This is a genomic window from Streptomyces sp. NPDC006655, from assembly GCF_040703965.1.
Taxonomy (GTDB): domain Bacteria; phylum Actinomycetota; class Actinomycetes; order Streptomycetales; family Streptomycetaceae; genus Streptomyces.
In genome coordinates, this window is the sequence record NZ_JBEYJU010000054.1 from 47,045 (window position 1) to 58,406 (window position 11,362).

Genomic DNA, 11,362 nt, shown 5'->3' on the forward strand with positions numbered 1-11,362 from the left:
ATCGATCGGGCAACGGGTCTCGCGCCCACCCGGATGACGCGCGTAGAACTCCTGTCATGAATAAGTCACTTCGGATCGCGGCGGTCGTCGCCTCCTGTGCCGTCGCCGGAGGTGCCCTCTACGGCGCCGGTGCCGCCACCGCCGGCCAGTCGACGGCGAACTCCACCCACGAGCCCTACAACATCGGGCTCCTGGTGAAGGACATCGACACGTACTACGGCACCACCGCCGACGCGAACGGCGTGTACCAGGCGTCCCCGGACAGCCCGTACGCCAAGGACCTGGCGCGCGTCGACGCGGCCGTCGAGCGCCAGATCGACAAGGCGGCGCGCAGGGCGCACCGCCACGGTGAGAAGCCCGCGGTGGTCTTCGACATCGACGACACGCTGCTGCTCAGCCTCGACTACGAGAAGCGCTACAACTACACCTACAACGGCACCACCTGGGCCGACTACGTCAACAAGGCCGACCGGCCCGGCGTCTTCGGCAGTGCCGAACTGGTCCGGTACGCGCAGAGCAAGGGCGTCGAGGTCTTCTACAACTCCGGTCTCAGCGAGGCACAGCGCACCGCTGCCGTCGCGAACCTGAAGAAGATCGGCGCCGACGTCAACCTCGACGCTGCCCACATGTTCCTCAAGGACAAGGCCGCCCCGCCGTCCTACCTGAGCGCCTGCGCCACCCCGGGCACCTGGAACTGCACCACGGTGCAGTACAAGTCGGGCACCCGCAAGCACATCGAGGAGGACCTCGGGTACGACATCGTCGCCAACCTCGGCGACCAGTACTCGGACCTGGACGGCGGTTACGCGGACCGCACGTACAAGCTGCCGAACCCGACGTACTTCGTGTCGTAAACGGGATCCTCGGATGCGAGGCGGAAACGGGCCGGGGCGGTCCCGCCGGCCCGTTCCGCCCCGGTCACCGCTACGAGCCGCCCCCGGTGCCGGTGCGGGCCGCGAAGTCGCCGGTCACCGCGTACTGCTTGCCGGCCGTGTCGCCGCCGGTGATCGTGTACGTGTCGCCCCCGGTGTCGCGGCCGCCCTGCCGGTGGTTGTACTGGCCCGCGAACACCCATGTGCCGACGGCGACCTCGCGGCCCGGCTTCAGCGTCCACGTGTAGACGAGGAAGCCGTCCTGCTCGGCCGCCGTCTGGGTGAAGTCGGCCTCCGGCAGCGAGCGCCATGCTCCGGTGTTCGCCACCCCACCGGTCTGGGCCACCTTCAACCGCACCGTCAGGGACGTCAGCCGGCCGGTGGTCTTCAGGGTCACGTCGGACTGCGCCCAGAATTCGTTGCTGTGCGCGTCCACCGAGCCGTCCGACGACAGCGGGCCGTCCCGCTCGCCCGTCGCGACGGGCGAGCCGGGGGAGGCCTTCGGGGAGGAGGACGGCGTCGAGCTCGGCCCCAAGGAGGCGGACGCCGAGGGCGGGGCGGGCGCCGGCGGGGCCGCCGAGTGGGAGGGCGGTCGGCTGGACGCGTCCGCGGAGGCGGAGGGCGTGGGGGAGACCGCGACCGTCTTCTCGGTGGGGGCGGACTTCACGGCCGAGGCGACCGCGTAGCCGCCGACGCCGAGGACCGCGGCGACCGCGGCCGTGGCGCTCACCACCCGGATCCAGCCGACCAGCGGTGGCAGGGCGGCGCGATGGCCGGGGCGGCTCTGCTGGACCATGCCCCGCTCGATCCGGGCCAGGATGCGGGCACGGTCGGGTTCGTGCGCCTCGGCCGCCTCGTGCAGCCGGGCGCGCAGCTCGTCGTGCACGTCCTGCTGCCTCATCGGTTCCTTCCTCCGCTCTGGCCGACGCGCGGTGCCATCGCCGTGTGCACCCGCTGCGGACCACCCTGCTCGCCGAGCAGCTTCCGCAGTTCGGCCATGCCCTTGGACGTCTGGCTCTTCACCGTACCCACCGAGATCCCGAGGGCAAGCGCGGTGTCCTTTTCCGACAGGTCGAACGCGTGCCGGAGGACCACGCACGCCCGTTTGCGAAAGGGCAGGCGGCGCAACGCGCCCTGGACGTCCAGCACTCCGGCGACGTCCGGGTTCTCGGCCCGTTCCTCGCGGCGCGACCAGAACAGGGCGACCCGGCGCCGCTCGCGCACGGTGCTGCGGACACGGGTGCGGGCCAGATTGGCGACGACACCCCGGGCATAGGCCACCGGGTGGTCGGCCGCGCGCACCCGGTCCCAGCGGTGCCACAGCGCCAGCAGCGCGTCGGCCGCGAGGTCGTCGGCGGCGTCGGCCTCGCCGGTCAGCAGATGGGCCAGCCGGGAGAGTTCGGCGTGGTGGCTCTCGAAGAAGGCGTGGAACTCCACGGAGGCGGCGTCATTGACGACTGTGCCCACGTGTGACCTCCGAAGGAACGTTCCGGCGAGGAACGGAGCGTAGCAGTGATCATTCGGTGTGCCCGGTACGGGGGTTCGGTGTACGCGCGTCCGATTCCGTAACACGAGGAAAACCTGAAACGCGTTCGACACGGGAACAATCCAGCCAGCATCCGCACACCGACGCTCAGGAGTACGACCATGTCCGAGACGCAGAAGGTGGACCGGCCGAGAGACGCCGCGCCACCTGCCGGGAACGGCGTCGACCGGTTCTTCAGGATCTCCGAACGGGGGTCCAGCTTCGGCCGGGAGATACGCGGCGGCTTCGCCACGTTCTTCACGATGGCCTACATCCTTGTCCTGAACCCCATCATCCTCGGCAGCGCCAAGGACAAGTTCGGCCACACCCTCGACACCGGTCAACTCGTCACCGCGACCGCACTGGTGGCCTGCGTGATGACGATCATCATGGGCGTCGGCGGCAACCTCCCGCTCGCCATCGCGGCCGGGCTCGGCCTCAACGCCGTGGTGGCCTTCCAGCTGGCGCCCCTGATGAGCTGGTCCGACGCGATGGGCCTGGTCGTCCTCGAAGGACTGCTGATCTGCGTGCTCGTGGTGACCGGGCTGCGCGAGGCGATCATGAACGCCATCCCGCAGCAGATGAAACAGGCGATCGGCGTCGGCATCGGCCTGTTCATCGCGTTCATCGGCTTCGTCGACGCGGGCTTCGTCAGCCGGATCCCGGACGCCGCGGACACCACCGTGCCGGTACAGCTGGGTGCCGTGGGCCGGCTCACGGGATGGCCCGTCCTCGTCTTCTGCGTCGGCGTACTCCTGACCATCGCGCTGGTCGCCCGCAAGGTGAAGGGCGCGATCCTGATCAGCATCGTCACCATGACCGTCGTGGCGATCGTCATCAACTCGGTCGCCGACATCAAGAGCTGGGGTCTGACCACGCCGAAGGTCCCGGACAAGATCGTGGACGCCCCCGACTTCGGGCTCATCGGTCACTTCAGCCTGTTCGGCGGCTTCGCCAAGGCCGGTGTGCTCACCGCCGTACTGCTGGTCTTCACCCTGATCCTGTCCGACTTCTTCGACGCCATGGGCACGATCGTCGGCATCAGCGCGGAGGCAGGGCTGCTGGACGACAAGGGGCAGGTGCCCGGCATCGGGCGGGTGCTGTTCATCGACGGGGCGGCGGCGGTGGCCGGCGGTCTCGGGTCGGCCTCCTCCAACACGGCGTACATCGAGTCGGCGGCCGGGGTGGGGGAGGGCGCCCGCACCGGGTTCGCCAACCTCGTCACCGGCGGGCTGTTCGGACTCGCCCTCTTCCTCACCCCGTTGCTGACCATCGTGCCGCTCCAGGCGGCGGCGCCCGCGCTGATCGCCGTGGGCTTCCTGATGATGACCCACGTCAAGCACATCGACTGGGACAAGTACGAGATCGCGATCCCGGCGTTCCTGACGATCGCCGCGATGCCGTTCACCTATTCGATCACGGACGGCATCGGGGCCGGGTTCCTGGCGTACGTGGTGATCAAGGCGGTGCTGGGGAAGGCGAAGGAGGTCAGCTGGCTGCTGTGGGTGGTGTCGGCGCTGTTCCTGGTGTACTTCGCCATTGATCCGGTGGAGCAGGTGCTGGGGGTGAAGTAGCGGGTGGGGCGCGGGTCCGCTGTCGGCCGCGGGTTCGTCGTGGCTGGTCGCGCAGTTCCCCGCGCCCCTGCGGGGCGCTCCAGCTCGGGCCGTTACCTCAGGGCTGCCTGCATCATCGCCCTGGCCACCGGCGCCGCCAGGCCGTTGCCGCTGACCTCGGACCGGGCCGCGTCGGACTGTTCGACCATCACCGCCACCGCGACCTCCTTGCCGGTGCTGTTCGACTTGCCGTACGACGTGAACCAGGCGTACGGCGTCTTGCTGTTGTTCTCACCGTGCTGGGCGGTGCCCGTCTTGCCGCCCACCGTGACCCCGGCGATCCGCGCGTTCGTGCCCGTGCCCTGCTCGATGACCGTCTGCATCGCGGACTGGAGCTGCTCCGCCGTCGACGAGCTGACGATCTCCTTGGTGCTCGTGTCGTCGTCGTAGTTCTTGAGCACGTCGCCGCCGCTGTCGGTGATCTGGGAGACCATGTGCGGGGAGACCAGCTTGCCGCCGTTGGCGATGGCGGCCGAGACCATGGCCATCTGGAGCGGGGTCGCGGTGACGTCGAACTGGCCGATGCCGGAGAGACCGGTCTGGGCCTTGTCCATGTCCTTGGGGTAGACGCTGGCGTAGGGCCGCACGGGGATGTCCAGCTTGCTGTCGTCGAAGCCGAACTTCTCGGCCATCGCCCGCACCTTGTCCTGGCCGAGGTCGACGGCCATCTTGCCGAAGACGTTGTTGCAGGAGTACTGGAGGGCCACCCGGATCGGCGCGTTCGCGCAGGGCGCGGTGCTGCTCTCGTTCTTCAGCGGGGTCGTGGTGCCCGGCAGGGTGTACGGGACGGGACTGACCGTCTTGACGTCGACGTTCTTGTAGAGGCCGTCCTCCAGGGCGGCCGCCGCGACCACCAGCTTGAACGTCGAGCCCGGCGGCAGCGGCTGGCGCAGCGCCCGGTTGGTGAGCGGTTTGTCCGCGTCGGCGTTCAGCGACTTCCAGGCCGTGCCGGCGGTGTTCGCGTCGGTGAGCGTGTCGGGGTCGTACGACGGGGTGGACACGACCGCCAGGATCCTGCCGGTCTTCGGGTCGATCGCGACCGCCCCGCCCTTCTTGTCGCCGAGCGCCTTGTAGGCCGCCTTCTGGACGTCCGGGTCGATCGTGGTGATCACGTTGCCCGGGTCGGCGCGCTGTCCGGTGAGCGTGTCCATCACCGTCTTCAGCCGGTTGTCGGTGCCGTTGAGCAGGTCCTGGTAGATGCCCTCCAACTGGGTCGGGGCATAGGCCTGCGAGGAGTAGCCCGTCACCGCCGCGTACAGCTTGCCGGCCGTGTAGGTGCGCTTGTACTTGAGGTCGCTGCCCGACGTCCGTGCCGAGCCGGTGATCGCGTCACCGGCCACGATGATGTTCCCGAGCGGCTGCGAATACGTCTGGATCGCGTTCCGCCGGTTGTACTTGTCGTCCGCGAGGGCCTGACCGTCGTAGAACTGCACCCATGTCGCCCTGCCCAGCAGGGCGAGCACGAGCAGCAGTGTGAAGACGGACGCCCGCCTGATCGTCTTGTTCATCCCGCTCAGACAGACGAGCGAATGCGGGGGGTGCGTTCCCGTCGCCGTGGAATTCTCATCGTCCGCTCATGCGGACGCCGGTCAGAGCCGTCGCGTCGCCAGGGTCAGCCGGTCCCGGGCGTCGAAGAGGGCGTCCTTGATCATCTGCTCGTGGGCGGGGGTCAGCCGGGCCACCGGGACCGAGCAGCTGATCGCGTCGCGGGCCGGGGTGCGGTAGGGGATCGCCACGCCGAAGCAGCGCAGGCCCAGCGTGTTCTCCTCGCGGTCGACCGAGAAGCCCTGCTCGCGGATCTGGTGGAGTTCCTCGATGAGCTTCTCGCGGTCGGTGAGGGTGTGCTCGGTGAGCGCGGGCAGCGTCTCCGGCAGCAGCTTGCGGACCTGTTCGTCGGTGTGGGTGGCGAGCAGCGCCTTGCCGAGGGAGGTGGAGTGGGCGGGCAGGCGGCGGCCGACCCGGGTGAACGGGCGCAGGTAGTGCTGGGACTGGCGGGTGGCCAGGTAGACCACGTTGGTGCCGTCCAGGCGTGCCAGGTGGATGGTCTCCGTGGTGTCGTCGGAGAGCCGGTCCAGGGTCGGGCGGGCCGCCGCGACCACCTCGTCGCCGTCGATGTAGGACGTGCCGACCAGCAGGGCCCGCACCCCGATGCCGTACCGGGTGCCGGTCGCGTCCGTCTCCACCCAGCCCAGCTCCACCAGGGTGCGCAGCAGCATGTAGAGGCTGGACTTGGGATATCCGACGGCCTCCTGGACCGCCGCGAGGGAGTGCATACCGGGGCGGCCGGCGAAGTACTCGAGCAATTCCACGGTCCGCACCGCGGACTTGACCTGCGCCCCGCCGCCTGTCTCGCCTGCCGCCATCGCCCTTGACCCCTTCGTTGGACGGGAAACCGAAGATATAGTCTCCGACAGCATATTCATCATCAGAGACAGCGTTCAGTATATCGAACATCCCTGGTGAATGACCCGGATACTGCGGCAGAACGCAACTCATGGAGGGACCCGCGGTGGCAGCAGCACCAGTCTGGAGTGTCGACCCGCGCACCGGGAAGCAGCGCGAACAGGTTGCGGTGGAGGCCACAGCCGAGGAGGTGGACGCCGTCGTCACGGCCGCGCACGCGGTACGCGGCTCCCTCGCCGGCCGCACCGTCCGCGCCGCCTTCCTGCGCTCGGCCGCCGCCGGACTCGAAGCGGCCAAGGACCGCCTGGTCGAGGCCGCCGACGCGGAGACCGCGCTCGGCCCGGTCCGGCTCACCGGCGAACTCGCCCGTACCGCCTACCAGCTGCGGGCCTTCGCGGACATCGTGGACGAGGGCGCCTTCCTCGACGTCGTCATCAACCACCCGGACGCCACCGCCACCCCGCCCATCCCCGACCTGCGCCGCTACAAGGTCCCGCTGGGTGTCGTCGCCGTCTACTCGGCCTCCAACTTCCCCTTCGCCTTCTCGGTCGCCGGCGGTGACACCGCGAGCGCGCTGGCCGCCGGCAACCCGGTGGTCGTCAAGGCCCACCCCGACCACCCGGCGCTGTCCGAGCTGGTCGCGAAGGTGCTGCGCCGGGCCGCCGCCGAGCACGGCCTCCCGGAGGCCGTGGTCGGTCTCCTGCACGGCTTCGAGGCCGGGATCGAGCTGATCAGGCACCCGCTGATCGCCGCGGCCGGTTTCACCGGTTCGGTCCGCGGCGGGCGGGCGCTCTTCGACGCCGCCGCGGCGCGTCCGGTCCCGATCCCCTTCCACGGCGAACTGGGCTCCCTGAACCCGGTCCTCGTCACCGAGGCCGCCGCTGCCGAGCGCGGCGGCGAGATCGGCACCGGGCTCGCCGGTTCGATGACGCTGGGCGTCGGACAGTTCTGCGTGAAGCCCGGCCTGGTGCTGGTGCCGTCGGGCGCCGCGGGGGACGGGCTGGTCAAGTCCCTCACGGACGCGGTCAGCGACACCGACGCGGGCGTGCTCCTCGACCACCGGATGCGGGACAACTTCCTCGCCGGGGTCGCCGAACGCGCCGAACTCCCCGAGGTGGCGAGCCCGGTGACGCCGGGGGCGGGGGGCGAGCACACCGTCAGCGCGGGGTTCCTCTTGGTCGCGGCGGACAAGCTGGCCCAGGCGGGCGCGTACGACCTGCTCCTGGAGGAGTGCTTCGGGCCGGTGACCGTGGTGGTGCGTTACGAGGACCGTGACGAGGCGACGGCGGTGCTGTCGCGGCTGCCGGGGAACCTCACGGCGACGGTCCACCTCTCCGCCGAGGAGGCCGCGGGGGAGGGGCTCGGGGCGGAGATCCTCGCGGAGCTGACGCCGCTGGCCGGGCGCGTGCTGGTCAACGGCTGGCCGACGGGGGTCGCCGTGGCTCCGGCCCAGCACCACGGCGGTCCGTACCCGGCGACGACGTCCACGTCCACGTCCGTGGGCGGCACGGCCATCGAGCGGTGGCTGCGGCCGGTGGCGTACCAGGGGGCGCCGTCGGCCCTGTTGCCCGCGGAGCTCCGGGACGAGAACCCGCTGGGGCTTCCTCGGCGGTTCAACGGGGTGCTGGAGCGGTAGCGCCGTGGGGCGCGCGGCTGCCCCTGCGCGCCTCGAAAAGCACTGCTGACACAATCCGACCATGGACCTGGAACTTCCCGAACTCCCTTTCCCCCTCCGTACCTACGGGCCCGACGGACACTGGTTCTACGAGGACGGTGTGCTCACCGGGTGGGCCGGGGCACGGCAGGACCGGTTCGTGCCGCCCACCGGGGAGGCACTCGAACCCGCCTCGGACGCGCCCCGGCTCCTTGGGGCGCCCGAAGGGGACTTCCAGCTGATCGCCCGGGTCACCGTCGGGTTCGGTGCCGCCTTCGACGCCGGTGTGCTGTACGTCCACGTCGGCGACCGGGCCTGGGCCAAGCTCTGCCTGGAGAACTCCCCGGACGTGCCCACCGTCTGCACGGTGGTCACCCGGGGCCACTCCGACGACTCCAACGCCTTCACGGTGGACGGCAGTTCGGTCTGGCTGCGGATCAGCCGCACCGGCCGGGCACTGGCCTTCCACGCCTCCCGCGACGGGCGGAAGTGGACCTTCGTCCGGCTCTTCACGCTCGGCGGCGACAAGGAGACCGACGCCGCGCTGGTCGGCTTCATGACCCAGTCGCCGCTCGGCGAGGGCTGTGTGGTGACGTACGACCACATCGAGTTCAGGCCCGGCTGGCCGGACGACCTGCGCGACGGAAGCTGAGGGAACCGGCAGGGGCCCGGTCCTGTCCTCCCTTGCATGATCAGTGACCACGTGCACGCCCCTCGCGTCATCCGGACCGCGCTGCCCGCCGAGGCGGAGAAGATCGCCGCGCTGCACCGCCGGGCCCGGTCGACCTACTACCCGGACGGCCTGCCGGACGACGGGACCGACTGGACGGCGGCCTGGCGGAGTGCCCTGGGCCGGCCCGACGGCCAGGTGCTGTGCGTGGCCGAGGCGGGCGAGATCATCGGCATCGCCTCCTTCCGCGCCCCCGGGGGCGGTCCCGCCGTGACGGTCAAGCTGTTCCAGTTCCATGTCGACCCCGGCCGGTGGCGGGCCGGAGTCGGGCGTGCCCTGCACGCCGCCTGTGTGGAGCGGTGGCAGGCCGACGGGAAGCAGACGGCCGTCCTGGACGTGCATGTCGACAACCGGCGGGCCCAGGTCTTCTACGCCCGCCTGGGCTGGGTGCCCGACCCGGACAACCCGTCGGCCGAGGGCGACCACCACCTGTACCTGCGGTATACGGTCGGCGGGGAATGAAGCGCACTGGTTGAAGGTTCAGGTACTGGAAGACCTCTTACTACCTGGAGAGCCGAAGACATGCGCGTCGAGATCTGGAGCGACATCGCCTGCCCGTGGTGCTACGTGGGCAAGGCCCGCTTCGAGAAGGCGCTCGCCGCCTTCCCGCACCGTGACGAGGTCGAGGTGGTGCACCGTTCCTTCGAGCTCGACCCCGGTCGCGCCAAGGGCGATGTCCAGCCGGTGCTCGCCATGCTCACCAAGAAGTACGGGATGAGCGAGGCCCAGGCCCAGGCGGGCGAGGACAACCTGGGCGCGCAGGCCGCCGCCGAGGGCCTCGACTACCGCACCCGGGGCCGTGACCACGGCAACACCTTCGACATGCACCGGCTGCTGCACTTCGCCAAGGAGCAGGGCCGGCAGGACCAGCTCATCCAGATCCTGTACCGGGCGAACTTCGCCGAGGAGCGGTCCGTCTTCAGCGAGGGCACCGACCGGCTCGTGGAGCTCGCGGTGGAGGCCGGGCTGGACGAGGCGGCCGTGCGTACGGTGCTCGCCGACCCCGCCGCCTATGCCGACGAGGTCCGCGCCGACGAGCGCGAGGCCGCCGAGCTCGGGGCGAACGGGGTGCCGTTCTTCGTCCTCGACCGGAAGTACGGTGTCTCGGGCGCCCAGCCCGCCGAGGTGTTCACCCAGGCGCTCAGCCAGGCCTGGGGCGCGCGTTCCCCGCTGAAGCTCATCGACGACGGCGGTGCCGAGGCCTGCGGGCCGGACGGGTGCGCGGTCCCGCAGAACTGAGAAGCCGCAGGTCAGGCCGTACGCATAAGCGATCCTTGGCAGGTCCTGCAAGAACTTCGCGATGGACGGGGGGTGTCCCGGGCCGCAGAGTGGACCCATGGAGACCACGGAGACGTTCGAGAGCCTCGTCCGCGCCGAGTTCGCCCCCAAGAGCATCTACCTCAACACCGCCAGCAACGGCCTGCTGCCCGCCCGTACCGTGACCGCCCTGCACGAGGCGGCGCTGCTGCGGGCCGAAGGACGTCCGATCACCTCGCTGTACGAGGACGTGGAGGCGTGCCGGGCCGCCTACGCCCGGCTCGCCGGTGTCCCGGCGACCAGGGTGGCCGTGGGCGCCTCGGTCGCCGCGCACACCGGCGTGATCGCCGCCTCGCTGCCGGCCGGCGCGGAAGTCCTCACCGCCGAGGACGACTTCACCTCCGTGATGAACCCGTTCCACGTGCGCGGCGACCTCAAGGTCCGTTCGGTGCCGCTGGAGCGGGTCGCGGAGTCCGTCCGACCCGGTACCGCCCTGGTCGCGGTCAGCGCCGCCCAGTCGGCGGACGGCCGGATCGCCGACCTGCCCGCACTGCGCGAGGCCGCCCGCAGCCACGGGGCCCGCACCTACGTGGACTTCTCCCAGGCCGCGGGCTGGCTCCCGATGGACGCCGACGCCTACGACTTCACCGCGTCCGTGGGCTTCAAGTGGCTGCTCGGCCCGCACGGCGCGGCCTTCCTGGTGGTCCCCGAGGACTTCGGCGGGCTGACCCCGGTGCTCGCGGGCTGGGTCGCGGCCGAGGTGCCGTGGGACAGCTGCTACGGCCCGGTCGCCGAACTCGCCCACTCCGCCCGCCGGTTCGACCTCACCCACGCCCTGTTCACCTGCGCGGGCCTGCGCCGCTCGCTCGATCTGGTCGAGGAGCTCGGCGTGGCCGCCGTCCACACCCACGACGTGGCCCTCGCTGACCGCTTCCGGGCCGGGCTCGCGGCCCTCGGGCACGAGCCCGTGCCCGCGCCGGGCTCGGCGATCGTCGCCGTCCCCGGGCTCGGCGGCCGCCAGCCGGAGCTGAGCCGGGCCGGCATCGAGGTCTCCGACCGCGCCGGCAACCTGCGTGCGGCCTTCCACATCTACAACACCCCCGCCGACGTGGACCGCCTGCTGGACGTCCTCGGGGACTGACGGCACGGCACGGCCCGGGGGCCGCCACGACGAACGTGACGGCCCCCGGGCCGAGCGCCGAGCCAACGACACGCTCAGCGGATCGGCGTGAAGTCCCGTGCGCCGATGCTGTGTCGGACTGCCGCTGCGCGGCGGGCGGGCCGGTCGGCGGACTGGTCGGTCTCCCG

11 protein-coding genes are annotated in these 11,362 nt (G+C 70.9%); 7 read left to right on the forward strand and 4 right to left on the reverse strand.

Features of this window, described 5'->3' with window-relative positions:
• The first annotated feature begins 56 nt into the window (after window positions 1–56).
• Window positions 57–854, forward strand: coding sequence for an HAD family acid phosphatase (locus AB0958_RS27765; protein WP_366893201.1), 798 nt, complete (start codon window positions 57–59; stop codon window positions 852–854).
• A gap of 70 nt (window positions 855–924) precedes the next feature.
• Here the strand turns inward: AB0958_RS27765 and AB0958_RS27770 are convergent, their stop codons facing one another.
• Window positions 925–1,773, reverse strand: a complete 849-nt coding sequence (locus tag AB0958_RS27770; RefSeq protein ID WP_366893202.1) for a hypothetical protein — start codon at window positions 1,771–1,773, stop codon at window positions 925–927.
• Window positions 1,770–2,339, reverse strand: a complete 570-nt coding sequence (locus AB0958_RS27775; RefSeq protein WP_366893203.1) for a SigE family RNA polymerase sigma factor — start codon at window positions 2,337–2,339, stop codon at window positions 1,770–1,772. The genes AB0958_RS27770 and AB0958_RS27775 overlap by 4 nt, the downstream gene beginning before the upstream one ends.
• A 180-nt stretch (window positions 2,340–2,519) precedes the next feature.
• Between AB0958_RS27775 and AB0958_RS27780 the strand changes: the two genes are divergently transcribed.
• Entirely contained in the window at window positions 2,520–3,971 is a 1,452-nt protein-coding gene (locus AB0958_RS27780; protein ID WP_366893204.1) for an NCS2 family permease, read from the forward strand.
• 92 nt (window positions 3,972–4,063) lie between these two features.
• Here the strand turns inward: AB0958_RS27780 and AB0958_RS27785 are convergent, their stop codons facing one another.
• Together AB0958_RS27785 and AB0958_RS27790 are read right to left on the reverse strand one after the other, a co-directional pair.
• Window positions 4,064–5,518, reverse strand: a complete 1,455-nt coding sequence (locus tag AB0958_RS27785) for a penicillin-binding transpeptidase domain-containing protein (RefSeq protein WP_366893205.1) — start codon at window positions 5,516–5,518, stop codon at window positions 4,064–4,066.
• An 81-nt stretch (window positions 5,519–5,599) separates the two neighbouring features.
• Window positions 5,600–6,373 carry an IclR family transcriptional regulator gene (locus tag AB0958_RS27790; RefSeq protein ID WP_132886054.1) on the reverse strand — a complete coding sequence of 258 codons (774 nt, stop codon included), beginning with the start codon at window positions 6,371–6,373 and terminating at the stop codon, window positions 5,600–5,602.
• Between the two features lie 146 nt (window positions 6,374–6,519).
• On the opposite strand from AB0958_RS27790, the gene AB0958_RS27795 reads away from it, so the two are divergent.
• The 5 genes from AB0958_RS27795 to AB0958_RS27815 all read left to right on the forward strand — a co-directional run bounded on the left by AB0958_RS27795 (window position 6,520) and on the right by AB0958_RS27815 (window position 11,195).
• Window positions 6,520–8,049 carry an aldehyde dehydrogenase (NADP(+)) gene (locus AB0958_RS27795; protein ID WP_366893206.1) on the forward strand — a complete coding sequence of 510 codons (1,530 nt, stop codon included), beginning with the start codon at window positions 6,520–6,522 and terminating at the stop codon, window positions 8,047–8,049.
• Window positions 8,050–8,110: 61 nt separating this feature from the next.
• Entirely contained in the window at window positions 8,111–8,719 is a 609-nt protein-coding gene (locus tag AB0958_RS27800) for a DUF1349 domain-containing protein (RefSeq protein ID WP_366893207.1), read from the forward strand.
• Window positions 8,720–8,755: 36 nt separating this feature from the next.
• Window positions 8,756–9,259: a GNAT family N-acetyltransferase gene (locus AB0958_RS27805; protein WP_366893208.1), complete on the forward strand. Its 504-nt coding sequence runs from the start codon at window positions 8,756–8,758 to the stop codon at window positions 9,257–9,259.
• 60 nt (window positions 9,260–9,319) lie between these two features.
• Window positions 9,320–10,036: a DsbA family oxidoreductase gene (locus tag AB0958_RS27810; protein WP_366893209.1), complete on the forward strand. Its 717-nt coding sequence runs from the start codon at window positions 9,320–9,322 to the stop codon at window positions 10,034–10,036.
• Window positions 10,037–10,133: 97 nt separating this feature from the next.
• Window positions 10,134–11,195 (forward strand): aminotransferase class V-fold PLP-dependent enzyme, encoded by a 1,062-nt coding sequence (locus AB0958_RS27815; protein ID WP_366893210.1) that lies wholly within the window; start codon window positions 10,134–10,136, stop codon window positions 11,193–11,195.
• The last annotated feature ends 167 nt before the right edge of the window (window positions 11,196–11,362 follow it).

Bases quoted from the DNA above. Each gene is read 5' to 3' on its own strand.
- AB0958_RS27815 (WP_366893210.1), top strand. From the start codon at position 10,134: ATGGAGACCACGGAGACGTTCGAGAGCCTCGTCCGCGCCGAGTTCGCC.
- AB0958_RS27765 (WP_366893201.1), top strand. From the start codon at position 57: ATGAATAAGTCACTTCGGATCGCGGCGGTCGTCGCCTCCTGTGCCGTC.
- AB0958_RS27805 (WP_366893208.1), top strand. From the start codon at position 8,756: ATGATCAGTGACCACGTGCACGCCCCTCGCGTCATCCGGACCGCGCTG.
- AB0958_RS27810 (WP_366893209.1), top strand. From the start codon at position 9,320: ATGCGCGTCGAGATCTGGAGCGACATCGCCTGCCCGTGGTGCTACGTG.
- AB0958_RS27800 (WP_366893207.1), top strand. From the start codon at position 8,111: ATGGACCTGGAACTTCCCGAACTCCCTTTCCCCCTCCGTACCTACGGG.
- AB0958_RS27770 (WP_366893202.1), bottom strand. From the start codon at position 1,773: ATGAGGCAGCAGGACGTGCACGACGAGCTGCGCGCCCGGCTGCACGAG.
- AB0958_RS27790 (WP_132886054.1), bottom strand. From the start codon at position 6,373: ATGGCGGCAGGCGAGACAGGCGGCGGGGCGCAGGTCAAGTCCGCGGTG.
- AB0958_RS27785 (WP_366893205.1), bottom strand. From the start codon at position 5,518: ATGAACAAGACGATCAGGCGGGCGTCCGTCTTCACACTGCTGCTCGTG.
- AB0958_RS27780 (WP_366893204.1), top strand. From the start codon at position 2,520: ATGTCCGAGACGCAGAAGGTGGACCGGCCGAGAGACGCCGCGCCACCT.